Origin of the sequence: Lactonifactor longoviformis DSM 17459 (assembly GCF_900129135.1) — a bacterium.
Classification (GTDB): Bacteria; Bacillota; Clostridia; order Lachnospirales; family Lachnospiraceae; genus Lactonifactor; species Lactonifactor longoviformis.
The window spans coordinates 1-26,307 of record NZ_FQVI01000041.1; the positions used below are offsets into that span (position 1 = coordinate 1).

A 26,307-nucleotide genomic window follows, 5' to 3' on the forward strand; every position below is an offset into this window, starting at 1 on the left:
AGTGATAGAAAACCTTGAAAGCATCCATGGAGCCCTGTTAAGAATGAACCGTTCGATTCAGGCAGAGGGAACATTTGGAATCATAAAAAATGACCGCTGGTATAAAAGAATCGTAAGAAGAGGAATCGAATCAGTGCGAATGGAGATATTTCTGGTTTCCATAGGCCATAATCTTTATAAATATCATAATAAGCAGATGAGACGACAGAAAGCAGCCTAAAAAGAAAAAGCAGTAATCTGTGGGGAGGGGGATTTTATGTCCTTTTTTACTCCCAAAAGGTATCTAAATACAATATAAGACCATCGACTATGCCGATGGTCTTATAAAAGGGGCTTTTTTCACAGCCCCCTCTTATGCTTAGAACGGTCTGATTTACTTCTTAATCTGCGCCTCCGGATTATAGGATTCCAGTTCAGCAACTACGTATTCTTCCAGATACTTCGGAATCTCCAGCCGCTGGGGGCATACTTTTACGCATTTTTCGCACTTAATGCAGGCGGAAGCAGGCCCCCGCCCCTGTTCGATAAAGTTGCCGTAATAGAATGCCTGGGTGAGGACATCATTGGCGGAGCTGCTCTTCTCCAGTCTTTTCATATCGTTATACAGAGCAAAATAGTCCGGAATCGCAATGTTCTTGGGACATTCGCTCTCACAGTATCTGCACACAGTACAGGGAATCGGTGTATTGGCATTAATAATCTCCACGACCTTATCAATGATCTTATATTCTTCTTCATTGAGAGGCTGAAATTCCTCAAAAGTTTTTATATTATCATACAGGAATTCCATTCGGGGCATGCCGGCAAGGACTACCCGGACACCGGGAAGGCTTCCCACAAACCGGTAAGCCCAGGAGGCGATAGAGGCATCCGGATTGTATTCTTTCATGATTTTCTTAGCCTCATCCGGTACTTCAGCCAGAGTGCCGCCTTTACATGCTTCCATAACAACGATAGGTTTCCCGTGTTTTACCGCAACCTCGTAGATCTCTTTGGAACGAATGGCAGGATTTTCCCAGTCAATATAGTTGATCTGTTCGATAACAAAGTCAATCTCAGGATGTTCCGTGAGGATTAAGTCCAGAAATTCTGGTGAATCATGCAGGGAAACGCCGAATTCCCGGAACTTGCCCTCAGCTCTTTTCTGTTTAAGAAACTCAAAGGTATCCCATTTCTTACAATTCTCATAGGTCTCTTTGCCGATACTGTGGATCAGATAGAAATCAAAGTAATCCACATGGCACTTCTCCAGCTGCTCTTCAAAGATGGTCTCCATGTCCTCCTTCTTTTTCATAAATTTGATCGGCATCTTCGTTGAGAGCAGAAAAGAATCTCTGGGATACCGGTCTACCAGTGCTTTGCCCAGAGCAATTTCTGAGAACCCTCCGTGATAAATATAAGAGGTATCAAAATAATTAAATCCATGATCCATAAAAATATCAATCATATTTTCGAGTGTCTCATAATCGATCGAACGCTGTTCGTTGGGATCTGAGATGGGCAGACGCAGTCCCCCCAATCCAAACCTTTTGCCAAAATTAATTGCCACAGCATATCCTCCTTCCAAACCATTCATTTTTATCTGAGTTTTACAGTCAGGTTATTATACATTTCATATACTTATCTATATAATAAATAATTAAAATAGAATTGTCAATTTATGATTGCCCAATTTATTAACAAAATACTCAGTGATATTTGTGGCATATTCACTAATTGACTTTTTCTTCTATAAGGAACATAATAAGTTTTAGATATGTATTTTAAATGCATTTCATATACTAAAAATATGAATAACAGGTGCTGCTAAGGTTTTTGTCTTTGTAAGAAGGAGGGATTCTCAATGAAAGATATGTTAAAAGGTCAGATAGCTATTGTTGCCGGGGGCACAAGCGGAATGGGAGAGGCTACGGCTAAACTCTATGCCCGGGAGGGGGCGGTTGTGATTATCGGCGGAACGAACCCCAAAAAGGGAAACCGTGTCCTGAAGGAGATTACAGATGCAGGCGGGGAGGCCCGGTATTACGGTCCTCTTAATGTCGCCAGCAAAAAAAGCTGTGATGATACGGTGGATGCTGTAATCAAAGAGTTCGGAAAGATCGATATCCTGGCAAACTTTGCCGGACGAAGCTACGACGGTGCCTCAGACATGACACCGGAGGAACGCTATCAAACGACTATGGATGTAAATATGACGGGAACCTATAACCTTGCATTTTCAGTGGTTCCCCATATGAAAGAGGCGAAGAGCGGAAAGATAATCTTGTGTTCCTCCAACGGAGCCTTTAACCCAACCACTCCTGCCTATGACTATCATATGGCAAAAGCCGCCTGCGAATCTCTGACCATTAATCTGGCCATGGAACTGGCGCCCCTGGGGATCCGGGTAAATTGCATAAAACCTGGTCCTATTGTCACTCCGTTCTGGGATGAGCTGTTCCCGCCTGAAGAAAAGGAGGCAATGGAGGCTGCTTTTCACGGAATTGCAACCAGAGAGGTTCCGTTAAACCGGATGGGAACCCCGGATGATATTGCAGGCCCGGCCCTGTTTCTGGCATCGGATTTATCGGCATATATTACAGGTTTGCTCCTTTATGTGGGCGGAGGCATGGGATATGTCTATGCGCACGGACAGTCCGCGATTCTGGGCAACGTACCGCTTGCGGGGGAAAAGTGAGAGAACCCCGCATAATATCTGAACCTGTTCCTATGCCAGCGGAGGTTTTATAGATGAATGATGCGAGCAATAACAAGCAAAACAATTATGGAAAAGTAGTCTGCGGTATCCTCTTTTTTGCGCTGATGGTGGGAAATTACTTTCAGTATCAGCTTTCTCCGTTAGCCGGCCAGTTGATGGAGAATATGAATCTGACACAGAATCAGTTTTCCAGTATTTTTACCTCCCCTATGGTGACCTCTATTTTTCTTGGCATTATTGCCGGGGTTCTTGTAGACAAATTTGGGAGTAAGAGGGTTATTATGGTCACGCTGATTATCTCTGCCGCCGGACTTTGTTACCGTCCCTTTGCAGACAGTTATGCAACCCTGTTTTTCAGCATGATATTAGGGGGTACAGGAATCACCTTTTTAAATGTAAATATGTCAAAAATAATCGGGGGCTGGTATCCTCCTGAGCGGGTTGGTCCCATCATGGGGCTGATTATGGCGGGAAATACGGTTGGGATGACCCTTGGGACAGCCACAACAGCAATGCTCCCATCGATCCCCACGGCTCTCTGGATCTCCGGCGCTGCCTCAGTGGCGGTAGCTGTGCTCTGGATTCTGTTTGTAAAGGAAGGGCCGTACATCCAAAATGCAGGGGGCGGTTCCGGGGAGTCCCTCCTGGCCTCCCTGAAGCCTGCTCTGAAGAGTAAAAATATTTGGCTGGTTGGGCTTTGCCTGGCCTGTGTCCTGGGGTGCAATATTTCACTGGCTTCCTTTCTCCCCACTGCACTGCAGTCCAGGGGGATCAGCGCTTCTATGTCCGGGATTATCGCATCAATTATGACAGTAGGAAGCTTCTGCGGTTCCTTCTTTGGCCCCTCCGTTATAGCCAGGATGCCCCGCATGAAGCCGGCGCTGATTGGATGCGCGGTTCTGGCAGCTCTGTGTGCGGCCTTCGGGTGGATGGCCCCTCCGGTTTTAGCGGCAGTGATTGTATTTCTGGCAGGTATGTTTATCAGCGCACTGATTCCTACCTTTATGTCCTTTCCCATGATTCTTCCGGAGATTGGTCCCGCCTATGCCGGCAGTGCCGGGGGTGTTATCACCACGCTGGAACTTCTGGGCGCGGTAATTATTCCTACTTATATTATTACGCCTGCAGCGGGCAGTAACTTTAACCTGTATTTTATCATGGCGGGGGTATCCGTTGCCCTTATGACAGTATTTGCAATTTTCCTTCCGGAACTGAATAGAAAAGAACAAAGATAACAGGAGCTAGGCTTTCAGGAGAAAGGCACAGTTGACAAACGCTTTTGTAATGTTATACTTTGATCAGGATGCAGACGCCGGCAGAGAAGCGCTTCGCTTGTCTGCCGGCGTTGATGCGGCAAAAATATTAGATGTGACAGAAGCAGGGAATTGACTATGGATATAAAAGGAATGCTATATTTTATCAGCGCTGCAGAAAATCTCAGCTTTACAAAAGCAGCTCTGGAAAAGAACGTGACACAGACAGCCATCAGTCTGAGTATATCGAAGATGGAGGAGGAGCTTGGCTTTCAGCTCTTCACAAGACAGAAACGATCCGTGCAGCTGACAGAGGCCGGAAAGGACTTTTACGAGAATATTGTGGATGTTGTCAAAAAATATGAAGAGGCAGTAGAGCATGGGATGCTGACGGCAGCAGGAAAGGTAGGGGAGATACGCCTGGGGGTTCCGGACTTTGCCATCGGGATGAGTCTGACCCAGCCCCTGCGAAGGTTCCGGGAGGCTTACCCGCAGATCAATATCAAATCTGTGATTATCCCGCCCCATAAAATGATGCAGGCAATCGATGCCAGGGAAATTGACGCGGCCATTGGTTTCCCTCAGGAATTTGAGGCCAACACGGCGCTCACTCATCGGGTATTCCGCAGAGACAAGCTCATGGTTGCTATGGCGCCCCATCATCCCCTGGCTTCCTGTCCGGCACCAACCCTGGAACAGATAAGCTCTTATACCGTGACTGTGGTGCACCCACAGAAGGCTCCTATGATCTATCTTTATATGTGCGGGCTCTGGGAGAAGGCGGGCTTTAAACCCCGGAATGTAATTCATTCTCCCACGCTTGACGATGCTCTTCTTGAGGTAGCGCTGGGCAATGCCGTAATACTGATTACAGAGCAGAGCTACTCTGTCTACAATACATGTCTCACCTACAGCCCTTTAAAAGAATTGGAGGGGTACAACACCGAGATAGCCATAGCCTGGGGGAAAGACCGGGAAAACCCTATTATCAAAGGATTGGTTTGGACGCTTCTGGAATAATCCTGACAGTAAGGAAAAGGTTCTGTTGATTCAGAGCCTTTTTTGCATTACCGGAGGGTTTGTTGCTATTCCTTCTCTGATTTGATATAATCATAGGAAAGCAAAAGCAGGGTGTAAATTTTGAAAGCAGATAGGGGGTATTCCTTTGCCGTTGCATATGTATTGGGGCCTGGGGCTGCTGGTGCCGGTGTTCTGCACACTATTATATGGTTACATGTCCCGTAAGGCTTTGGAGGCATTGGGATATCCCAACGCCTCCTCTGTTTGGGCATATTTTAGCAGGTTCTTTTTTTCTGTGCTGTTGTTTACCCTTTGGGGCATGTACAATATTCCGCTTCCGTTGGTATATATATTGGCCTATACGGATAAATTGTTCCGTCTGCTCCGCAAAAAGGAAAGCCGTGCAAAGGAGCTGTTTCTGATTAACTTAACCCATCTCACCACAATGGCACTGCACATGATTTTGATCGGGATATTCTCTCTTATCACCCAAAGTGAGATGTATGAGCTTTTGCAGCATCCCTTTTGGCGTATCCTCACCATAGGTATAGTGCTGACTGTGAACAGCGTGGTTGCAGAGATGATTCCTCGATGGAATATAGTGCTCGAGGTGCTCCGCACCCAATCGGAAAGTGCGGAAGCGAGGCCTTTTATGATATTTCTCTGGTTCTGCAATGCTTTTTTGCTGCTGGACAGTCTGCTCTGTGTTGCAAAGATTGCATGGGGACTGCTTCCTCTGTTTTTAATCGGCAGTACAGTTTTGCTGGAATTCTACCTTATCCGTTTCCTGAAGCATCTCTATGCTGTCTTGAAGAAGCATTACCTGGAAGAAGAGCACTATCGGCTGATAGAAAAATTAGAACAGCAGGATCGGGAGGCGGCAGACTTGCGAAGCAAAAGTGTGCTGGACCCTATGACTAATATATTTACCCGCCGCTATCTTGCGGATAAAATGGAGTCTTTGGCAGCGGCAAAGGAGTCCTTCTCCTTCGTCTACATTGACCTGGATCATCTGAAGCAGGTCAATGACAGAGACGGACATCACGCAGGGGATCTCTACCTGATGCGGTTTGTGCAGGAGTTTGGATCTCTGCTCCGCAGAGACGATATATTTTCCAGGGTAGGCGGGGATGAATTTGCGGTGCTGCTTCCCGGGTGTGAAAAGGATGCAGCGGCAAATCGGATGGAGGACATCCGCAGGTATATGACGGAGAAGTCTGATTCCTGCATCTCATTCAGCTATGGCATAGCCCATGTTTCCGGAAATACCGGGGACAGCCCGGAGCAGATCTTCCGCAGGGCGGATCAGGAGATGTATCTGGATAAACAGGCAAGAAGGCGTTAGGAGAGGAGGCGGTCATATGTTATTGCTACTGCTGACGGCGGCGGCCTATTTTTATTATCACTGGCAGTACTTTCTTCTGGTATCCGACGTCCAGAAGCTGCCGTATCCCCGGAGGGGCCTTGTGATCCTCGGCTTTTTTGCAAATTACCTTTTTTTCATCGTCTGCAGTATTTTGGAATTTCACCTTGTCTTCAATTGGCTTCTGTTTGCATTTCTGTTGTTTTTTGAGACCCTTTTTTATTATAAAGGGGATAAACGCAGTGCCCTTTTTCATACTCTGACAGGAATTATCTACGGACTTGCCTCCAATATTTTCTGCCGCAGTATTATGGCGATCTTGATTCACCAGCCAATGCATAACTTTGACAATCACACGCTGAGCAGCGGTAATATAAAGGGGATTCCGGTATTGATAGGCTTTGTGCTTGCGGGGATCATCCTGCGTTTTATGAGAACGCCGGTGATTATACGCAGATTCCGTCTGATTCTGGATCATCCCCGGCATTATTCCTTTATCCTGGAAATGATGACAGGATTGTTTTTCTATCTGTTTATAAACCTGCTCTTATATTCTGCGACACTCAATGACTTGGTTCTTAAAATATGGAGTATAAAATCCTGTGTTTTTTCTGCTGCAGGGTTTTATATTGCCATACGATATACCTGGAGGATCTGCGAGCTGGACGACTACCGGGATACGAACCGGAAGATGGAAGTAAAACTGAAGGAGCAGAAGCTGGAGGAGGAACGTCTGAAGCATCAGGCGGCCCTGGATCCTATGACAGGACTTTATAACAGGCAGTATGCGGAAGAGACCATTGCGTCCATGATGGAACAGAAGATGCCGTTTACTCTGTGCTTTCTTGATCTGGACGGGCTGAAAAAAGTGAATGATGCCTTTGGCCATGAGGAGGGGGATCGCTATATCCTGACCACCACGGGAGAGATATCCAGTGCCTGCCGGAATCGGGTGGATTCCCTGTACCGTTACGGCGGAGATGAGTTCTTGGTACTTTTTAGGAACATGACAGCCGATACTGCCGGGAAAAGGGCAGAGATAATCAATGAGAGACTGCGGGCGGCCGCAGCAGATAAAGCTTTGCCATATTCCATGTCTGTCAGCTATGGCATCGTGGAGAGCTCAGAGGGTTCGGACTGGAGGTTGCTCCTGCGGGAGGCAGACCGCAGAATGTACAGGCAAAAGCAGGAAAAGGGAGCGGCACGGGAATTTTATGCGGACAAGTGCGGAAACAGTGACAAGGAAAACGAAGGAAAGGATGGTGTAAATGAAACGGATATTTTTGGTTGAGGACGATAAAGCAATTGCGAAAAACCTTGAGCTTCTGCTCCGTTCGGAAGGGTTTGCGGTACTTCATGCCTCTGCCCGGGGGGAAGCGCTTGCCCTGCTTGAGGGGAATACCTTTGACCTGGCATTGGTTGACATCTCCCTGCCTGACGGCAATGGCTTCACGGTATGCACGGAGATCAAAGAGACCCAGGATATTCCGGTTATCTTTTTGACAGCATCCGGGGATGAGTCCAGTGTTGTTACCGGGCTGAATATAGGGGCGGATGACTATATTACCAAGCCCTTCCGCCCCCGTGAACTAATTGCCCGGATCGGCACCGCCCTGAGGAAATACGGACGGTCCAGCACAGATTTTGAAGTCTGCGGGCTTCATGTAGATACGGCAAGCGGAGTGGTGAAGAAGAATGGCAGAGAGGTTTTCCTTTCCGCTCTGGAATACCGCCTTCTCCTGGTGTTTATCGGCAGCCCTAAAAGTATTATCACAAGAGGCCGGCTCCTGGACGAATTGTGGGATGCAGCGGGGGAGTTTGTCACAGACAATACACTGACCGTATACATCAAGCGTCTGCGGGAGAAGATTGAGGACGATCCCAGTCGCCCCCGGATCATTTTAACTGTTCGGGGAACCGGATACCGGTTGGGAGGCGGAGATGTTTAGAAATAGAGAGGTCCGGCAGTTTGCACTCTTCTTTTTTTTGCTCACTGCGGCTGCAGTATTCCTGGGATTTATCATCCATCCGGCGGCAGGAGCACTTGCCGGTGTGTCAGCTGTTTTATACGGAACAGCTTTTTTTCTGTTTACAAAAGCCCGGTATAAAAGCTTAGTTCATATTTCAGAGCAAATCGATCTTGTGCTTCATAATGCGGACCATATATTTATCAGTGATGCAGAAGAGGGAGAGCTTTCCATTCTGCAAAGTGAGATTACAAAGATGACACTGCGTATCAGAGAGCAGAACGATGCGCTGAAAAGAGAAAAGGAACATCTTGCCGACTCTCTTGCCGACATTGCCCACCAGCTCCGCACTCCCCTCACATCCGCAAACCTTATTCTGTCACTGATAGAGAAAACTGCGGATGAAAAGGAACGGAAAGCGCTGCTGCGGGAAACAGAGGAATTGTTTGTTCAGATGGAATGGCTGATCAACTCTTTACTGAAATTATCCCGCCTGGATGCCGGCATTGTGTCCTTCCAAAGGGCCACGGTTGATGTGAATCTTCTGATCAATACTGCGGTCCGCCCTCTGCTGATATCCATGGAGCTGCACAATATTGAACTGCGGACAGATGTACCGGAGGGGATGACCATACAGGGAGATTTGAGCTGGCTCTCTGAGGCCATTCAGAACATTTTAAAAAATTGTATGCAGAGTGCGGGGGATAACGGCAGAATTGGGATTGTCTGTGAGGATACCCCGCTGTTCGGGGAGATATCCATCTATGACAGCGGGAACGGCTTTAAAAAAGAGGATCTGCCCCGTCTCTTTGAACGGTTTTACAGCGGCAGGAACGGCGGTACTGCGGGGTACGGCATTGGACTGGCCCTTTGTAAGAGCATTATAACCCGGCACGGAGGGTCTATTACTGCAAAAAATCATCCCCGGGGAGGGGCGGTTTTCTGCATTCGCTTTCCAAAGTGACGGATCTCTCACGCAAAAGTCACAGAAATGTAAGCTAAAAGTTCTATTATATGGGTAAAGTAAAATAAAGGAGGCTCACATAATGGAGTTTTTACAGATACAAAATCTATGCAAGGTTTACGGCAGGGGTGAAAACCAGATTACGGCACTGGATCACATTTCACTCACAATCGAAAAGGGAGAGTTCACCGCCATCATCGGCTCTTCCGGGTCCGGCAAATCCACTCTGCTTCACGCAATCGCAGGGGTAGATGTGCCCTCGGGGGGAAAGATATATTTGAACGGACAGGATGTTTATGCCCAAAGCAATGAAAAGCTTGCCATATTCCGCAGACGGCAGGTGGGCCTGATCTATCAGTTTCACAATCTTATTCCCACTCTGAATGTGGTGGAAAATATCACCCTCCCCATTCTGATGGACAAGAGAAGGGTAAACAAGGAACGGCTGAACGACTTGCTGGATCTGCTGGGGCTGCAGGAGCGCAGAACCCATCTGCCTAATCAGCTTTCCGGAGGTCAGCAGCAGCGGGTGGCCATCGGCCGTGCTCTGATGAACGCACCCCAGGTTATGCTGGCCGATGAACCCACAGGCAGCCTGGACAGCCGGAATGGGCATGAAATCATTAAACTGTTAAAAGAAAGCAATAAAAAATATGGGCAGACCCTGCTCCTCGTTACCCATGATGAAAATATTGCACTGCAGGCGGACCGCATTATCGGCATTTCGGACGGCAAAGTGGTGCGGGATGAGAGGCAGGTGGGGCTTAGATGAACATCTTTCATAAAGTTGCCTTCCAGGGGCTGAAGAAGAACCGTACACGTACGCTGGTGACAATTATCGGAGTGGCACTCTCTGCTGCTCTGATCACGGCGGTGGCTACCTTCGCCGTCTCCCTGCAAAATTATATGGTCAATGGAGCCATTGCAAAAAGCGGTGACTGGCACGTTGAGTTCCCGGATGAGGATCAGGCTTTCGTCCGGGAACAGGCCGGTGACAGCAGGGTTGCCAAACTTACATCCTTTGAAAACATCGGCTATGCAATGCTGGAGGACGGGAAAAATCCTGACAAACCCTATGCATTTATAGCAGGGTTCAGTAAGGATACCTTCGATACCCTGCCGGTGCAGCTGATTTCCGGGAGACTGCCCGAAAACAGCGGGGAAATTCTTGTCCCGGCCCACCTTGCGGCAAACGGAGGCGTAAAGTTCTCAGTGGGGGATACCATTACCCTTTCGGTTGGTACCCGCCAGGCGGGGGATGAAGTACTCTCCCAGCACGATCCGTACCGCGACGGTGAGGAAAGTCTGACAGCGGGGACGGAGAAAACCTACACAGTAGCAGGGATCTGTCAAAGGCCGGCCTTTGAGGAAATCTCCGCCCCCGGATATACCCTGATTACCATGGGGGATGGGGGAAATGCTAAGAGCCGTGTAAGCGCATTTGCCGCTTTGAAAAAGACGGGCCAGATAAGAACGTACGCAGAGGAAGCAGCCCGGGGCGGCGCCTATGTTCTGAACGATAATGTGCTGCGTTTTCTTGGGGTTTCTGGGGATACGCTGTTTAATACCCTTCTCTATTCCACAGGTGTGATTGTGATTTTGCTGGTTATGCTGGGATCTGTTTTTATGATATACAATTCATTCAATATTTCATTGAATGAGCGGACGCATCAATTCGGAATTCTCATGTCGGTGGGAGCCACGGCAAGGCAGCTGCGCAATTCCGTGCTGTTTGAAGGGATTTGCATCGGTGTTTTGGGCATTCCTCTGGGAATATGCATCGGTATCCCAAGTATCAAGCTTGTACTTGAGCTTGTGTCCAGGAACTTTGCAAATGTACTCTACGATACTGTTCCCTTGACCCTGTGCATTTCTGTTCCCGCCTTGGCAGCAGCAGCGGCAGTTAGTTTTATCACAATTTTAATCTCGGCCTATATTCCGGCAAAAAAGGCTGCAGGCACACCTGTGATGGAATGCATCCGCCAGACGAATGAGATAAAAGTAGAGCCCAAAGCGGTAAGAACCTCCAGGGTGCTGGGACGCTTTTACGGGCTGGAGGGGACCCTGGCGTTAAAAAATTTTAAAAGAAATAAGCGGCGCTACCGCAGCATCGTCCTGTCTCTTACTTTGAGTGTTGTGCTGTTTGTATCGGCAAGCGCATTCAGTTCATGTCTGAGTGAGATGGGAGCGCAATCGGCAGTGGAAGCAGACGGTGACATCTCATTTTATACTGCTGATATGGAAGAAAATGAAGCGCTCCGGCTGTATGACGAACTGAAAACTGCGGGCGGTGTTACCAAAAGCACCTATCAGGCAGTATCCACCTATACCTGCACAGTCAGCACCAGTGAGCTTACCAGTGAATTCCTGGACAGCTGCGGGGAGGATTCAGGCATTGACAGAGAGAGCGGCACAGCGGGGCTGCTGCTGGATGTTCAATTTATTGAGGACGACATTTACCAGAGCTTTTTGGAAAGCCTGGATCTTCCCGCAGAAGAGTATACCGTACAGAACGGCAGCATGATTACAGTAGGAAAAAAGATGGCAGATTCCACGATTATGGATGTGTTCAGGGACCGAACTATGGAGCTTACCCTGGGCGCCGCATCCGGGGAACAGACTAAGACGATCCATGTGTCTTTTGCAGATACCTATCCGTTAGACCCCCCGCCCGCGGAGCCGGGTGAGGTGAAGGACTATGTCCTTATGGTGATCGCTCCTTACCAGATGAAACCGCAGTTTGATACATTGAGTGCCCCCACAAGGATGGCATTTACCTTCTGGTCAGATAATCCGGGGCAGACTGAGGCCAAGATGCAGACCATGATTGACAGCTCAGGTATTACCGCGGACTACACCCTGTACAATCTTCATAGGATCCTTGAGGAAAACCGCAATGTCTCCTTCATTGTAAACTTATTTACAGTTATTTTTAGTATAATGATTACTCTGATTGCAGTCGCAAACGTATTCAACACCATTTCCACCAATATCAGGCTGCGAAGAAGGGAACTTGCCATGCTTCGCTCTGTGGGAATGCCTGATCGGGACTTTAATAAGATGATGCGCTTTGAATGTGCCCTGTATGGTCTGCGGACATTACTCTTTGGCCTGCCAATCTCAGGTCTGCTTTCCTGGCTGATTTATAAAGGCATGGTACTGGGCGGTGCTGAGATTGCATATACCTTTCCGTGGGGCAGTATGGCCATTAGTATCCTCGGAGTATTTTTGGTGATTTTTATAACTATGCTGTATGCGGTTAGCAAGATACGAAAAGAAAATATCATTGATGCCCTGCGGGACGATATGGCCTGATGGGTAAGCGTTCAGGTCCGTATCATCCGGCTGCCGCCAGATGATATGGCTTTGACATAGAGAGGCGGAGAATTATGAAGAGAAAAAGGAGAAAACGTCATCCTGTCAGGAAAGCTGTCCTGGGCCTGCTGGTAATCTTTTTCTGTACGGCTCTGGGGGCGGGTACTGTTTGGGGAATGAAAGGATACGGAATGTACCAGGAGGCGTTAACGGAAAAGCCCTTGGATGTGAGAGTTGAAGAAGTCCGAAACAGAGAAGATTTCACCCCGTATTCTGAACTGCCTCAATTCTATATCAAGGCTGCCGTATCCGTGGAGGATCACAGGTTTTTTGACCACTGGGGAGTGGATCTAATCGCCATAGGCCGTGCCGTGTGGAATGACATTAAGGCCATGTCATTTGTGGAAGGGGGAAGTACCATAACACAGCAGCTTGCAAAAAACTTGCTGTTTACCCAGGATAAGAAGATGGAGCGGAAAGCCGCGGAAGTTTTTGCGGCATTGGAAATAGAATCGAACTATACCAAGGAGGAGATCTTTGAGTTATATGCCAACACGGTTTATTTTGGCAGCGGGTATTATGGCATCGGTGAGGCGGCTAGGGGATACTTTGGGAAATCACCGTTGGAACTGACAGATTATGAGTCTGCCATGCTTGCGGGAATTCCCAATGCACCCTCTGCCTATTCCCCGGATACGAATAAAGAACTGGCGTCCCGGCGTGTGAATCACGTACTGAAGAGTATGGTAAGGCATAAGCTTATTACCCGGGAGGAGGCGGGTGAGATAGAAAAATCATTTCCCTTCCAATGAAAAGTTGCCAAGGGTATTGGAATAGAGGGCCGATGAGGCCTTCTATCCCATTTTTTTGAACGTATCTCTGAGAGCATAATAGCACTCATCGAATAATTCTTTCACCGGCGCATAAGAAGCTGCGGCCTGAGGAACCGGCTCATGTACGGCTTCTATATGTATGAAACGATCAATTGCTGAAAAATCCTTAAATAAACCTACACCGACACCGCCTGTAACAGCAGCACCCATGGAACCGGCTTCTTCTAATAAAGTGGGAACCAGGATTCTGGCATTGTATACATTAGCCATGATATCTCTCCACACTTCGCCTTTTGCGCCTCCTCCTAAAACTAATATTTCGTTGATGTCTACCTGAGTCTTAAGGACATCCAGTACAATAGACAAATTCATTGTGATTCCCTCTAAAACACTTCGAAGCAAATCGCCCCGTGTATTTTCAGGTTTTAGCCCAATCCACGCTCCTTTGGCATGGGGATCCCATCGGGGGGCCCGCTCTCCCAGCAGATAAGGGAGGAAAATCAATCCATTTGCCCCTATGGGGCTGTCCTGAATTGCCTGGTTCATATAGTCATAAGGAGATCCGCCGTGGAGCTTGGCATCATAAGATTCCATCCTGCAGATACATTCTTTTACCCAGCTGTATGCTCCCCCGGCATACTGCATAGTACCGTTTGGAGCATACAGCCCCGGAATAATATGGGCCCAGGTAACGGTCCTCATCTGCTCATCAAAAATAGGTTTTTCCGAAGTGGTGGTTATCCAGGCCGAAGTACCCATGCAGCTGTATGTCTTTCCGGGTGCGATAGAGCCTGCGCCTACATTGGCTGCAACTCCGTCTCCTCCCCCCAGAACAACCGGAGTATTCTCAGCAAGGCCGGTGGCCGCCGCCGCATCTTTTGTGACGGTACCGGCTATAAAAGTGGATGGCTTCAGCTCAGGAAGCTTGTCTATATCAATACCTGCATAGGAGAGCAATTCTTCAGACCACTGCAGGTTTAATAAATCAAAGCACCCGTTGCTGTTGCCGTCAGAATATTCCGTATAAAACTTCCCGGTTAGACGAAACACAATATAATCTTTTGCATTTAACGTTTTATAAGTCTGTTCATAGATCTCAGGTTCGTTGTCCCTGATCCACATAAGCTTTTGGATTCCATAGGAGGCAGTATTCCGATGGCCTACAATATGGTAGTAATCCCATTGAGAGATGTGTTCTTCAATCTGGTCGGCTTGTTTCTGAGCCCGCTGATCTGCCCATATCATTGAGGGGCGCAGAGGAGTGCCGGAGGAATCCACGCATAGGCACCCCATCATCTGGCCGCTGAAGCTAACTGCGGCAATGTCAGATGGCAGAACGCCTGTGGATTCAATCAGCTGACGGCTTGTGCAGCAGACTGCCCGCCACCAGTCATCAGCGTCCTGCTCTACCCAGGTGCCGTTGAAATAATGTGTATTGTAGGAATAAACTTCGTGGCCGATCAGGTTTCCGTCCTCAGAAAACAGTGTGGCTTTATTCCCGGAAGTGCCAAGATCATGTGCTAAAATATACTTGCTCATATAAACCTCCCAATTGTAATGTTATAATGTTTGTTTGTAGGTACATAAAAAATGATAAAAATAAATGTTTATGTAATTGTCCCTGACATACAGCATATTTTTGTATGTCAGGGGATTCAACTATTCGGGTGCCACTGTTATCTCAAATACATTTCGATCGCCGCGGTATCTTGCCAATGAATATTCAATCGGCTGTCCATATAGGTTATACCCTATGGAAGTAAAAAAGTGGATGGGCTTGCCTTTTTTCATATTCAGGTGCCTGGCGTCCTCAGAGTCTGCCTCTACCGCCTCAATCTGCCTCTGTATTTTTACAATTTTTGTGTCGTCGGATTTGCCAAGCTCAGCGTAAAGAGAAATAGTTGTAAAGTCAAGGTTTATAAGATCCTGGCATCTGCTGTAGGGGAGATATGTTTTAATGGTGACCAATGGTTCATCGTTTGCAAAGCGTCTGCGGTATAAAAAGAGTACCTGATCATTCTCACTTAAGTTCAAAAATTTGGCCACGGTGACATCCGCAGGAATAACCTTTAAATCCAGGACTTCGGTGCTTGCTGTTAATCCTCTCCGGGCCATCTGGCTATTAAAGGACTCTATTTTTGTTATAAAATCCTCGTTATTAATTTTGGGCTTGGAGACAAAAGTACCTTTGCTTTTAATTCGGTACAGCCGTCCCTCCTGAACTAATTCAGTGATAGCCTGTCTAACCGTCGTACGGCTGATCTTAAAGATATCACTTAATTCATTCTCTGTGGGGATGGGGCTGCCGCTTGGATAAGTTCCATTTTTTATTTCATCCAAAATGATCTTTTTTAGCTGAAAATACAAAGGAATGGGAACTGATTTATCTATACGGTCTGCGTTAAGTGCCATATGAACCTCCTATGAAATTACTGCGAAATAACTATCTTTGTCGTTACATTATATCATAACAATGATTAACGTGCAAGCACTTAGCGTTAAAAGTTTATTGTTATAACATAGTAACATAAAGAAAAGATTGCGCTATTGAACTAAAAAAATAAAAATTAAAATATATTTTAAGTTAAATAATAAATAATAGAAAAGAATTTAGAATATTATACACAGATGCTCTTTTAAAAAGTAAAATATGACAAAAAATAGGTACATAGCTATGTAGTAACAAAGATACATATTTTTGTTGACTTTTTTGTGCGTACGTGTTATTTTAGCATTAAAGGACGGAAGATACATAAGAGTCTCCAATGCGCATTAGACAGATTCACCAGTACAGTCCGGTTTCTTAAAAAAGCGAACAGACATTTCATTATTTTAGGAGGTATAGTAAGATGACAATGATTCAGCATCAGACGAGAGCTTTCGGGTCACCCAGCAGATATATTCAGGGTCGCTGTGAATTAGAAAATTTAAAGGAATATACAGACGCATACGGAAAAAAAGTATTTATATTGGTAGACACCTTTTTCTTTAAAGAATATAAAGAAAAGTTTGAAGCTTTGTATGCAGGCGGCGACAGTACCGTGATCGTAGAAGAGTTTTCAGGGGAGATAACTGCCGAAAAAATTGATGAGATAGCGGAAGGTCTGAGGTCATTTGGACCTGAGGTAGTCGCCGGCATGGGCGGCGGCAAAACAATGGATACAGCCAAGGCTGTCTCAGACATTTTTAAAGCTGTTACAGTTATTATACCTACAACAGCGTCTACGGATGCGCCTACCATAGGGCTTTCAGTGATATATACAGAGACGGGAGAACATGTGGGCCCCAGACATTATGTTAAGAATCCGGATCTGGTACTGCTGGACACGGATATTATATCGAAAGCGCCTGTCCGTTTTCTAATAGCCGGGATGGGAGATGCGCTTGCTACTTTTATAGAGACAAGGGCGAACCTGCAGTCACATTCTCCTAATTATGTAGGGAAAGGATTCTGCAGTACAATTGCAGTGGGCGCGATTGCAGAGGCATGCCACAAAACGATTCTGGAAAAGGGCGCAAGAGCCAGAAGAGCAGCGGAAAGAGGACTTTGTACCATTGACGTGGAGGACGTGATTGAGGCCAATACGCTGCTCAGCGGATTGGGCGTACAGAATTCCAGCTGTGCGGGTGCACATTCTATTGCAGAGGGAATAACGGTTCTTCCGGCTTGCCAGAAGCTGCTGCATGGAGAAGTTGTGGCATTTGGTATTTTAGTGCAGCTGATGATAGAGGGAAGGCCGAATGAAGAAATAGAAGAAATATATGCGTTTTTCCGAGAGGTTGGTCTGCCCTCTACATTTGCAGACCTTGGACTTGAGAATGTTACAGATGAAGAGATCATGAGCGTTGCAGAAGAGTCTCTGAAATCTTACTGGGATGTGGAACCCTTCCCGGTTACGGCCCAAATGATTCATGATGCCATGATCCTGGCAGACATCCAGGGGCGCCGGTTCAGAGCGCAGGCATAAGTTTATGAAAGGCAGAGTATTTAACATACAGAGATTTAGTGTACATGACGGACCGGGTATCCGGACAACCGTATTTTTTAAAGGCTGCAACTTAAGGTGCCAATGGTGTCATAATCCGGAGTCTTATGAGACCGGCATACAGCTGGAGTACTTTGCAGATAAGTGTGTAGGGTGCAGAGCCTGTGAGGAAGTCTGTCCCCAGGGCGCAAGGATTCAGGACGGCCGCAGAATTCATAGGCAGGGCTGTACACTGTGCGGGAAATGTGCAGAGGCATGCATGTACGGCGCCATTGCCATAGCCGGCTGGGACCTGGAGCCTGAGACGCTTTTAGAGACAGTTCTTAAAGACAAAAAGTATTATATAAATTCGGGAGGCGGCATCACGTTATCGGGGGGAGAACCGATGCTCCAATGGGAGTTCTTGTCAGAATTTCTGCCATTGGTGAAAGAGAATGGAATATCAGTCGCTTTAGATACCGCAGGCAATGTTCCCTACTGGAAGTATGAGAAGCTTTTTCCGTACCTGGATTTCATTTTATTAGACATTAAGATCATGGATGATACCCTGCATAGACAGTATACGGGTGTATCGAACAAATTAATATTGGAGAATGCAAAGCGGTTTATAGAGCAGGGTATCAGGATGCATATCAGGATTCCTCTGATAAAAGGCATTAACGATACAATAGAGAATGCGGGACAGCTGGCATATTTTCTGGGAGATGCCCCTAATGTGGAAGAAGTGCGTTTGCTGCCGTATCATACCCTTGGAGTGAGAAAGGCCCAGAGTTTAGAATTGCCTGTCTGTGAGTTTTCTCCCCCGGAGGCACATACGATGGAGCAGCTAAGGGAGATTTTCGGGGACAAAGGGGTCTGTTAAAAGCAGTCGGATAGAGAAAGGAAGGGATAGCCAGAATGGTAAGATGTGAACTAAAGAAACGAATAGAAAAATGGTTTGACAGAGATTACCGGGAAACCTTTATGGAACGAATTAACTTGGTTATGGAGGCGGAGCAGCTTTACCGGCATGAGAAGGAGGGTCTGGCATACGGCCATACCCTGGCCCACATTTTAGAGAGCATATCTCAGCCCCTGGAAGACAGCGAACTCCTCGCTGGCGCTGTTGCAATGCGGATTCCCACAGAGGAAGAGGAGAGAACCATACGGGAAGTGTACAAACGCTGGTGGGACATTCCGGTAGAAGAACGGCACAAAAAAATCTTTTTCTACTATTCAGAGAACTGGCTGCGCTGCAGACCATACTGGTTTCCCTCTTTTGGCCACCTGGCGCTGGACTGGGAAGGGCTCCTTTCCAACGGACTGGGGAGGATGGAATTTAAAGCCAGAGAGCGCATGAAGGATGAGAATCTTACGGAGGATCAGAAAGGGTTCCTGGAGGGGACTGTTCTGTGCTATCAGGCGATAAGTGCTTATATAGAAAGATATGCCCAAACAGCAGAGAAAAAGGGCAGAAGCGGCATGGCAGAAGATCTCCGCCAGATCGCCTATGGAGAGGCCAGGACTTTTGCGCAGGCGCTGCAGCTTCTCTGGATGATTATATTAATTGCACAGAAGGTATGCGGCTGCGGCGTATTGAATCTGAGCAGAATGGATCAATATCTCTATCCGTTCTATGAGAGAGATCTTGGAGAAGGAAGGCTTACCAATGAAAAAGCAAGGGAACTGATAGATGAATTCTTTTTTAAGAATAATGAGATTATGGTACAGACGGATCATATGTCCATAGAGACAGATTCTACGGACTACACCCTGGAAGTTGCATTTGACGATCCCAATTATCTGATTCTTGCAGGCAAGAAAGCGGACGGAACAGGGGGTGTGAATCCTTTGACCTGGTTAATGGTTGAGTCGGCGGAAGAACTCAAGCTTCGAAATCCCTTTGTGGTAGTGCGCTATTACCATGGGATTCCCACAAAGTTCTGGCAGCTTGTCTGCAATGCCATGAGAAATAATGCAACCATTGTTATCTATAATGATGAGACTATGCTGCCTGCCTTAAAGCATTATGGCGTTGAAGCGCCGGAAGTGTTCGATTACGGGTTTTATGGCTGCAACGATCCCAATATCCCCGGGGACGAAGGGGGGCTGCGCCAATTATGGTTTAACCTGGTAAAGCCTTTGGAACTGGCATTGAACCAGGGGGACTATCCCATGGAACCAAGAGAAAAAAGCAGTCCCAGAGACTGCCAGTTTGGCCCTGAAGATCGTATGACCGGGCTTATGACCGGTGCATATTACGGCATAAAATGTAAGGCTCCGGAAGAGATCCGGAGTATGGAGGAGCTGCTGGAAGTCTATGAAGAACAGCTTATGTACTTGTTGGGAGAATTCCGAAAAGGCTTTGAGATGGATTTTGAAGCAGAGCAGAAAGAGACGAAAAGCCGCATGAGAATCGAGGACTGTTTCCTGAGGGGTACGATAGACAATGCACAGACTTGGACCATGGGAGGAACAAAGTACCATAAAATAGTTGCCCAGGGATGTGGAATTGCGACGGTTATCAATGCTCTTTACGCGATTGAAAAGCTTGTTTTTACCGATAAAGAATTTACGTTAAGAGAATTATCCGATATTTTGCGGGATAACTATTCCGGAAATGACATGTTAGCGCTGCGCCTCAGGAAAAAGCTGGATAAGTTTGGCAATGATATAGATGCAGTGGATAAGTATGCGAAGATTGTCACAGACCTGTATGTCCGGGGGATAGAGAAATATAACGGAAAAGACTATTTATACCAAATGTGGCCTACCTATTCTACAGACAGGGACTTTACAACTATGGGGCGCTATGTCGGGGCAACCCCTGACGGAAGGCTGGCAGGGGAACCAATCAGTGAGAATCAATCGCCCAGTGAGGGAAGTGACATTTCCGGAATTACGGCGATGCTCAATTCTGTATCTAAAATACCTTTTGACAGGATCACGGGGGGACCGTTAAATCTGCGCCTGCATCCCAGTGCGGTACAGGGTGATGAGGGATTAAATGCCCTGTGCGCACTTTTCCAGACCTACATGGAAAACGGGGGGATGCAGCTTCAGATTAATGTTGTGGATGCAGAGACACTTCGGAATGCCCAGTGCGATCCGGAGAAGTACAAGACCCTTTGTGTCAGAGTCACCGGATACAGTGCTTTTTTTGTAGAGATGGGAAGAAAGGCGCAGGATGAACTGATAGCGCGTACAGAACAAATGGTATAAAGCGGCCTGGGCCTGTTAAACTGCAGGCCCAGCGGCCGGATTTACTCTCGGCACAGACGTAAAAATATAAACTTTTAGTATCTTGTAATGTAGTATCATTACTATATAGTAATAAAAGAAATGGAGAAAATTATTATGAATATATACCAGAAAGCGACACAGCCAACCATGTATTTTATAGGGGTTACCACGAATAGCTCTTCTATTATGAAGGTATTCCCAAAATGGGCAGAGGAATTAGGCTTAAAGGACGCGGTGATTAAGGGAATAGACTTTAAGCCTCATGCAGATCCGGCACTCTATCGGGAGGCGGTTTCTTTTATAAAGGAGGATCCGATGTCTCTTGGAGCTTTGGTTACCACTCACAAAATTGATTTGTATGAGGCCTGCAAAGATATGTTTGAATATCTGGATCCGTTTGCTGTTCAGTTAGGAGAAATTTCATCTATCTCAAAAAAGGACGGCAAGCTTTGCGGACATGCGAAGGATCCTATATCAAGCGGGCTGGCACTTGAGAATTTCATACCGGATAATTACTGGAGTACATATAACGGGGATGTTTTAATCATGGGAGCAGGGGGAAGTGCGCTTGCCATGAGTGTGTATCTGACCCAGAAAAAGTTCGGAGAAAATGTGCCGAAACATATTATCATTGCCAACCGCAGCCAACCCAGACTGGATACGGCAGAAAAGATATTAAGAGATCTGAATCCGGACACCAAATTTGAATTTGTCCGGGGGGAGGAGCCTGTTGATAATGATCGGCTGCTAAAAACTTTAAAGGAGCATTCTCTGATTGTAAATGCGACCGGTCTTGGAAAAGACGGCCCGGGTTCCCCTTTGACAGATGGGTGCGAGTATCCGGAGAATAGCTATGTTTGGGAGCTGAACTACCGGGGAGAGCGTATGTTCCAGAGACAGGCAGAGGCTCAGGCGGAGGCTAAACATCTGCATGTAGAGGATGGATGGATTTATTTTATCCACGGATGGACGCAGGTAATTGCCGAGGTATTCCATATAGACGGCATTGCACGCAAGATTCCCAGACTAAGTGAGATTGCATTAGAGAGGTAGGAGGAGCGCTATGAACAGATTTCAGTGGGACAGCAGTTTTTCTGTTGACTTTAATTTACAAAACGGATTTTCAGAAAAGGCTGAGACAACGAAAAGGTATTTATCTCAGATGAAGGAAATGTTTTATGATACAAATGCCGCAGAAAAAATACTGGAGCAGGAAGATCCCTTAATCTATGAGTTCCATGAGCTGGGGTGCCCAATGAGAGAGGGGGATCTGGCCTTTGGCACTACCATCCTGTATCCGGGCAAAGTAGGGGAAGAATATTTTATGACAAAGGGCCATTTTCATACCATATTGGATACTGCAGAGGTCTATTATACACTGGACGGTGAAGGCTGCATGATTATGGAGAACCCGGAAGGGGAAACGATGGAAATGCCTCTGAAAAAGGGAGAAGCACTCTACGTGCCCCGCAGATATGCCCATAGATCTGTCAATACGGGAGATACTCCTCTGGTCATGTTCTTTACCTTTGCTGCAAATGCCGGTCATGACTATGGGACCATTGAGACAAAAGGATACCGAAAAATATTGGTAGAGAAGGAATGCGGCCCTGTGGTAATAGATAATCCAAAGTGGAGTTAAGAATATGGGAAAAGTAATGACAGTCTCTGGCCCTGTCGCTGCGTCTCTGCTGGGATACTGTCAGTGCCATGAGCATCTTCTTATCAGTAAAGGAACATCGTTTCAGATCAATCCCGCTCTATGGATGGATGATATTGATAAAAGTACCGAAGAGGTGCTGAAATATAAAGGAGCCGGCGGAGATACTGTGATTGATGCCCAGCCGGGCGGATGCAACCGCATGGAGGAGGGGCTGCTGGAGATATCTGAAAGAACAGGGACACATATCATTTCATCCACAGGCTTCCACAAGCTGATGTTCTATTCCGATACTCACTGGATTCACAGAATGCCGCAGGATGAGCTGTACCATTTTTTCAGAGAAGAGCTGGAGGAGGGCATGTACAAGGAGATAGACTGCGGATATCCGGAAAAACAAACCAAAATACGTGCGGGCATTGTAAAAACAGCCTTAGACAGGGAGGGTCTTTCTCCGCGTTATATCAAACTGTTCGGGGCGGCTTCTCAGGCTGCCATAGACAGCGAGGTACCCCTTATGGTACACATTGAACCTGGGAGCGAACCCAAAAGACTTTTGGAATTTCTGCTGGAGATGGGAGTTTGGCGGCATAGAATTATTTTCTGCCATATGGATCGGGAGATTAAAGAGATAGATTATTATCTTTCTGTACTAAAAGAAGGAATTACCTTGGAGTTTGATACGATTGGGCGCTTTCACTACCATGATGATATTTCAGAACTTGCATTAATTAAGGAAATCTTGGATCGGGGCTACAGCAGGCAGCTTCTGCTGTCTTTAGATACCACCAGGGAACGGCTGACGTCATATACACCTAATGGGGCAGGGCTTACTTATTTACTCTGTAATTTCCTGCCGAAACTTAAAAAAATGGGTGTTTCCAAAGAACAGATCCTTAATGTGACGGTCCAAAATGTCCAAAATATTTTCATGAATGAATATGGGAGAGATAGATATGAACAATAATTTATTGCAGCAGATAGAAAAGTATAAGATAGTACCGGTGGTTAAAGTAGAACGTGCCGGGGATGCGGGGAGACTGTGCGAAGCGCTGTGCACAGGGGGGCTTCCTGTGGCAGAGATAACATTTCGTACACCGGCAGCCAGGGAAGCCATAAGCGCTGCGGTAAAAGAATTTCCGCAAATGCTGGTTGGCGCGGGTACCATTGTAAATGTAGAGCAGGCAAAAATGGCCGTTGATGCAGGCGCCCAATTTCTTGTTTCCCCAGGCATTTCCGACAAGGTGATTGAATATGCCCTGAATCAGAATATTATGATATTCCCGGGAGTATGTACGCCTACAGAGGTAATGAGGATAATGGAATATGGCTTATCGGTTGGAAAGTTTTTTCCGGCGCAGCAATATGGCGGCCTCAGTACCATAAAAGCGTTGTCTGCACCTTTTTCAGAGATGCGTTTTATGCCTACCGGAGGGATCGGCGCTGCGAATGTGAAGGAATATCTGGCATTTCCTAAGATTGTTGCCTGCGGGGGGAGCTGGATGGTACGGCCGGAACTGATAGCCGGGGGAAGATATGATGAAATCCGCAGATTAACAGAAGAAGCGGTCAGTTTAGCGGGCGAATAGGAGGAGAAGAATGAAGATATTAGTTACCCCAACTTCTTTGCAGCCCGGCAAAAATGAAAAAATACTGAAACCTCTCAGAGAGTTTGCCGATGAACTGGTATTTAATCCTCTGGGCCGTCCGTTAGAGGAAGAGGAATTAATAAAGGCTTTGGAGGGATGTGACGGATATATTGCCGGTCTAGACAGCATTACTGCGAGAGTACTGGAGGCGTCCCCTCAACTAAAGGCTATTTCAAGGTACGGCGCCGGGTACGATCGGGTTGATATAGAGGCGGCGAAGAATAAACAGGTAATTGTTACCAATACACCCGGAGTCAATGCCGAAGCGGTAGGAGAACTGACATTTGCCTTACTGCTGTCAATCGCCCGGAATATCCCCCACCTGAATCACAAACTAAAGGGCGGTGAATGGGTGCGCAGCAACGGAATAGAGCTGAAGGGAAAAACCTTAGGAATTATAGGGCTTGGTGCAATTGGGAAAGTGGTAGCGCGCTGTGGCCAGGGATTTTGTATGAAAGTTATGGCATATGATCCGTTTATCAACGAAGAGTACTGCGCATGCAATCAGATAAAGGTGAGTACGTTTGAGGAAGTGATAGAGCAGGCGGATGTTATTAGTCTGCATATGCCTCTGACTGCGGTGACGAGACATTTGCTGAATAAAGAGGTATTTGATAAAATGAAAGACGAAGCCATCATCATTAATGCTTCAAGGGGCGGACTAATTAATGAGGATGACGCTTATGAGGCCCTTAAAAGCGGCAAGCTAAAAGGCCTTGGTCTGGATGCATTTGAGGTGGAACCCCCTGGAGACTCCAAACTTTTTGAATTTCCTACGGTTATAGCAACCCCTCACACGGGGGCACATACCAGAGAAGCCATTGAGAATATGGCAAAAGCCGCGATTCAGAATCTGATTGATGTTTTGACAGGGAAAGAAAATCCTAATATTGTTAGCAGGTAAATGGATAAATACATACTTTAAAGGAGATGGAATTATGGAAATGATGAGATCATTTATTATTGAAAAGGACGGATCCACAGAGCTGAGAGAGATTCCCAGGCCCAGAATTAACAGGAAACAGGCACTTGTGAAAATGATTGCCAACGGAATGTGCGGAACGGATGTGAAAATGCTGCATAGGACCTTTAAAGGCTTCCCGGAATCGATTTATCCGCTGATGCTGGGGCATGAGGGGGTAGGAGAAGTTATCGAAACAGGAGAGGATGTCAGAGGCTATAAAATCGGTGATAAGGTGCTGCTGCCTTTTGTTGATCCGGATCCTGAGCTCTACCCGGGATTGGGCTCCGGCTGGGGAGCTATGAGCGAATATGGGGTAGTGTGGGATAAAGATGCTGTCTATGAAGAAGGGGAGGAAGCCCCTGACTGTGCATATGCGCAGACAGTACTGGATCCTTCTGTAGATCCGGTGGATGCGGTTATGCTGATTACGTTCCGTGAAGTATTAAGCAACATAAGATATTTTGGGGTTCAGCCGGAAAATAATATAGTTGTATTCGGATGCGGACCAGTGGGACTTAGCTTTATAAAGTTCTTAAGTCTTTTAGGGGTGTCTGATGTTATTGCAGTTGACATATTTGACGATAAGCTGGAGGCGGCAAAGGAAAGGGGAGCTACCAGAACTTTTAACAGTAAAGAGTGCGATATTGTAAAAGAAATCCGTTCTATATATCCCAATGGTGTCGACTATGTACTTGACGCGGTAGGTTCACCGTTTATAGTAAACCAGGCAATGCCGCTGATAGCAGACCGCGGAAAAGTGCTCTGCTACGGAGTTCCTGAGAAAGAGGAAATCACCATAGATTTCTCCAAGGCTGATTATAACTGGCAGGTTATCTATCAGCAGATGCCGAGAAAACGAGAGGAAGGGGAAGCTACGGAGCAGGTGATGGAGTGGATTAATGACGGTAAACTGATCATTAAGGACTTTATATCAGATTATTTTAGCTTTGACAATGCCGTGGAAGCTTATGAAAAGCTTTTAGACCGCCAGATTTCCAAAAAAGGGATTATTGTATTCTAGAATTGCAGAAAAGCCAGAAACAGCAGGTGATGCGGACTGTTTCTGGCTTTTTTATGTGCGCCCGGCGGCGCACGTTTCTAACCGGTGCAAGTCCGGAATCCGCCCGGTGGTGGGAAGGATATAGCCGAAGGCAAGGGTGTCCATTGTGAGGTGGAATCCGAAGGAAGCCGGATATGGGGAACATACGAACCCATGGGCAAATCTCTGGTCTGACGAACAGAAACCACATAAGAGGCTATGCATGAGGATAAGGCTGCATGACAAGTCGAAGTCCAATAACTACCCGGAATCATGTATGGTAGATGTGGCAGATGGATGGAGAGAAAGAAACGTGTGGTACCTGGGGAGGTCTGCACGACACGCCCTGAAAGGGGTAACCATTATGGAGAGAT

At 46.8% G+C, this 26,307-nt stretch carries 24 protein-coding genes; 21 read left to right on the plus strand and 3 right to left on the minus strand.

Annotation, left to right across the window (positions count from 1 at the left end; genetic code table 11):
• Positions 1-220 (plus strand): transposase (locus BUA56_RS20790; RefSeq protein WP_072851092.1); only part of this gene is annotated, 220 nt, incomplete at its 5' end.
• 153 nt (positions 221-373) lie between these two features.
• On the opposite strand, the gene BUA56_RS20795 is transcribed toward BUA56_RS20790, so the two are convergent.
• Positions 374-1,549 carry an aldo/keto reductase gene (locus BUA56_RS20795; RefSeq protein ID WP_084068179.1) on the minus strand — a complete coding sequence of 392 codons (1,176 nt, stop codon included), beginning with the start codon at positions 1,547-1,549 and terminating at the stop codon, positions 374-376.
• A gap of 294 nt (positions 1,550-1,843) precedes the next feature.
• Here BUA56_RS20795 and BUA56_RS20800 point away from each other — a divergent pair, with 294 nt between their 5' ends.
• The 11 genes from BUA56_RS20800 (at position 1,844) to BUA56_RS20845 (ending at position 13,392) form a co-directional block, all read left to right on the plus strand.
• The gene (locus BUA56_RS20800) at positions 1,844-2,677 is read left to right on the plus strand and encodes an SDR family NAD(P)-dependent oxidoreductase (RefSeq protein WP_072854690.1); all 834 of its coding nucleotides are present in this window, start codon (positions 1,844-1,846) and stop codon (positions 2,675-2,677) included.
• Positions 2,678-2,730: 53 nt separating this feature from the next.
• Positions 2,731-3,933 carry an MFS transporter gene (locus tag BUA56_RS20805; RefSeq protein ID WP_072854691.1) on the plus strand — a complete coding sequence of 401 codons (1,203 nt, stop codon included), beginning with the start codon at positions 2,731-2,733 and terminating at the stop codon, positions 3,931-3,933.
• A gap of 31 nt (positions 3,934-3,964) precedes the next feature.
• On the plus strand, positions 3,965-4,087 hold the full coding sequence (locus BUA56_RS23935; protein ID WP_278320881.1) for a hypothetical protein: 123 nt from the start codon (positions 3,965-3,967) through the stop codon (positions 4,085-4,087).
• Between the two features lie 2 nt (positions 4,088-4,089).
• Positions 4,090-4,971 (plus strand): LysR family transcriptional regulator, encoded by an 882-nt coding sequence (locus tag BUA56_RS20810; RefSeq protein ID WP_072854692.1) that lies wholly within the window; start codon positions 4,090-4,092, stop codon positions 4,969-4,971.
• A 145-nt stretch (positions 4,972-5,116) separates the two neighbouring features.
• Positions 5,117-6,316 carry a GGDEF domain-containing protein gene (locus BUA56_RS20815; protein WP_139249515.1) on the plus strand — a complete coding sequence of 400 codons (1,200 nt, stop codon included), beginning with the start codon at positions 5,117-5,119 and terminating at the stop codon, positions 6,314-6,316.
• A 16-nt stretch (positions 6,317-6,332) separates the two neighbouring features.
• A complete protein-coding gene (locus tag BUA56_RS20820; RefSeq protein ID WP_072854694.1) occupies positions 6,333-7,625 on the plus strand; it encodes a GGDEF domain-containing protein in 1,293 nt (430 codons plus the stop codon).
• A complete protein-coding gene (locus BUA56_RS20825; protein WP_072854695.1) occupies positions 7,603-8,283 on the plus strand; it encodes a response regulator transcription factor in 681 nt (226 codons plus the stop codon). Before BUA56_RS20820 ends, BUA56_RS20825 begins: the two co-directional genes overlap by 23 nt.
• Positions 8,276-9,265, plus strand: coding sequence for a sensor histidine kinase (locus BUA56_RS20830; protein ID WP_072854696.1), 990 nt, complete (start codon positions 8,276-8,278; stop codon positions 9,263-9,265). Before BUA56_RS20825 ends, BUA56_RS20830 begins: the two co-directional genes overlap by 8 nt.
• Before the next feature lie 82 nt (positions 9,266-9,347).
• On the plus strand, positions 9,348-10,037 hold the full coding sequence (locus BUA56_RS20835; protein ID WP_072854697.1) for an ABC transporter ATP-binding protein: 690 nt from the start codon (positions 9,348-9,350) through the stop codon (positions 10,035-10,037).
• Positions 10,034-12,580, plus strand: a complete 2,547-nt coding sequence (locus BUA56_RS20840; RefSeq protein WP_072854698.1) for an ABC transporter permease — start codon at positions 10,034-10,036, stop codon at positions 12,578-12,580. The genes BUA56_RS20835 and BUA56_RS20840 overlap by 4 nt, the downstream gene beginning before the upstream one ends.
• A gap of 74 nt (positions 12,581-12,654) precedes the next feature.
• The gene (locus BUA56_RS20845) at positions 12,655-13,392 is read left to right on the plus strand and encodes a transglycosylase domain-containing protein (protein ID WP_072854699.1); all 738 of its coding nucleotides are present in this window, start codon (positions 12,655-12,657) and stop codon (positions 13,390-13,392) included.
• 42 nt (positions 13,393-13,434) lie between these two features.
• On the opposite strand, the gene BUA56_RS20850 is transcribed toward BUA56_RS20845, so the two are convergent.
• Both BUA56_RS20850 and BUA56_RS20855 read right to left on the minus strand, forming a co-directional pair.
• Entirely contained in the window at positions 13,435-14,952 is a 1,518-nt protein-coding gene (locus BUA56_RS20850) for a xylulokinase (RefSeq protein WP_072854700.1), read from the minus strand.
• 120 nt (positions 14,953-15,072) lie between these two features.
• A complete protein-coding gene (locus BUA56_RS20855) occupies positions 15,073-15,825 on the minus strand; it encodes a GntR family transcriptional regulator (protein WP_072854701.1) in 753 nt (250 codons plus the stop codon).
• 437 nt (positions 15,826-16,262) lie between these two features.
• Here BUA56_RS20855 and BUA56_RS20860 point away from each other — a divergent pair, with 437 nt between their 5' ends.
• The 9 genes from BUA56_RS20860 (at position 16,263) to BUA56_RS20900 (ending at position 25,915) form a co-directional block, all read left to right on the plus strand.
• Positions 16,263-17,381 (plus strand): glycerol dehydrogenase, encoded by a 1,119-nt coding sequence (locus BUA56_RS20860; RefSeq protein WP_072854702.1) that lies wholly within the window; start codon positions 16,263-16,265, stop codon positions 17,379-17,381.
• A gap of 4 nt (positions 17,382-17,385) precedes the next feature.
• Complete coding sequence (locus BUA56_RS20865) at positions 17,386-18,261, plus strand: glycyl-radical enzyme activating protein (RefSeq protein ID WP_072854703.1); 876 nt, start codon at positions 17,386-17,388, stop codon at positions 18,259-18,261.
• Between the two features lie 35 nt (positions 18,262-18,296).
• The gene (locus tag BUA56_RS20870; protein WP_072854704.1) at positions 18,297-20,600 is read left to right on the plus strand and encodes a pyruvate formate lyase family protein; all 2,304 of its coding nucleotides are present in this window, start codon (positions 18,297-18,299) and stop codon (positions 20,598-20,600) included.
• Between the two features lie 135 nt (positions 20,601-20,735).
• Positions 20,736-21,674 carry a shikimate dehydrogenase family protein gene (locus BUA56_RS20875; RefSeq protein WP_072854705.1) on the plus strand — a complete coding sequence of 313 codons (939 nt, stop codon included), beginning with the start codon at positions 20,736-20,738 and terminating at the stop codon, positions 21,672-21,674.
• A gap of 10 nt (positions 21,675-21,684) precedes the next feature.
• Positions 21,685-22,263: a glucose-6-phosphate isomerase family protein gene (locus BUA56_RS20880; protein WP_072854706.1), complete on the plus strand. Its 579-nt coding sequence runs from the start codon at positions 21,685-21,687 to the stop codon at positions 22,261-22,263.
• A 4-nt stretch (positions 22,264-22,267) separates the two neighbouring features.
• Positions 22,268-23,248, plus strand: coding sequence for a phosphotriesterase family protein (locus tag BUA56_RS20885; protein WP_072854707.1), 981 nt, complete (start codon positions 22,268-22,270; stop codon positions 23,246-23,248).
• The gene (eda, locus tag BUA56_RS20890; protein WP_103711040.1) at positions 23,238-23,870 is read left to right on the plus strand and encodes a bifunctional 4-hydroxy-2-oxoglutarate aldolase/2-dehydro-3-deoxy-phosphogluconate aldolase; all 633 of its coding nucleotides are present in this window, start codon (positions 23,238-23,240) and stop codon (positions 23,868-23,870) included. The genes BUA56_RS20885 and eda overlap by 11 nt, the downstream gene beginning before the upstream one ends.
• Before the next feature lie 10 nt (positions 23,871-23,880).
• Complete coding sequence (locus BUA56_RS20895) at positions 23,881-24,834, plus strand: phosphoglycerate dehydrogenase (RefSeq protein ID WP_072854709.1); 954 nt, start codon at positions 23,881-23,883, stop codon at positions 24,832-24,834.
• Positions 24,835-24,868: 34 nt separating this feature from the next.
• Complete coding sequence (locus BUA56_RS20900; protein ID WP_242946833.1) at positions 24,869-25,915, plus strand: zinc-dependent alcohol dehydrogenase; 1,047 nt, start codon at positions 24,869-24,871, stop codon at positions 25,913-25,915.
• The last annotated feature ends 392 nt before the right edge of the window (positions 25,916-26,307 follow it).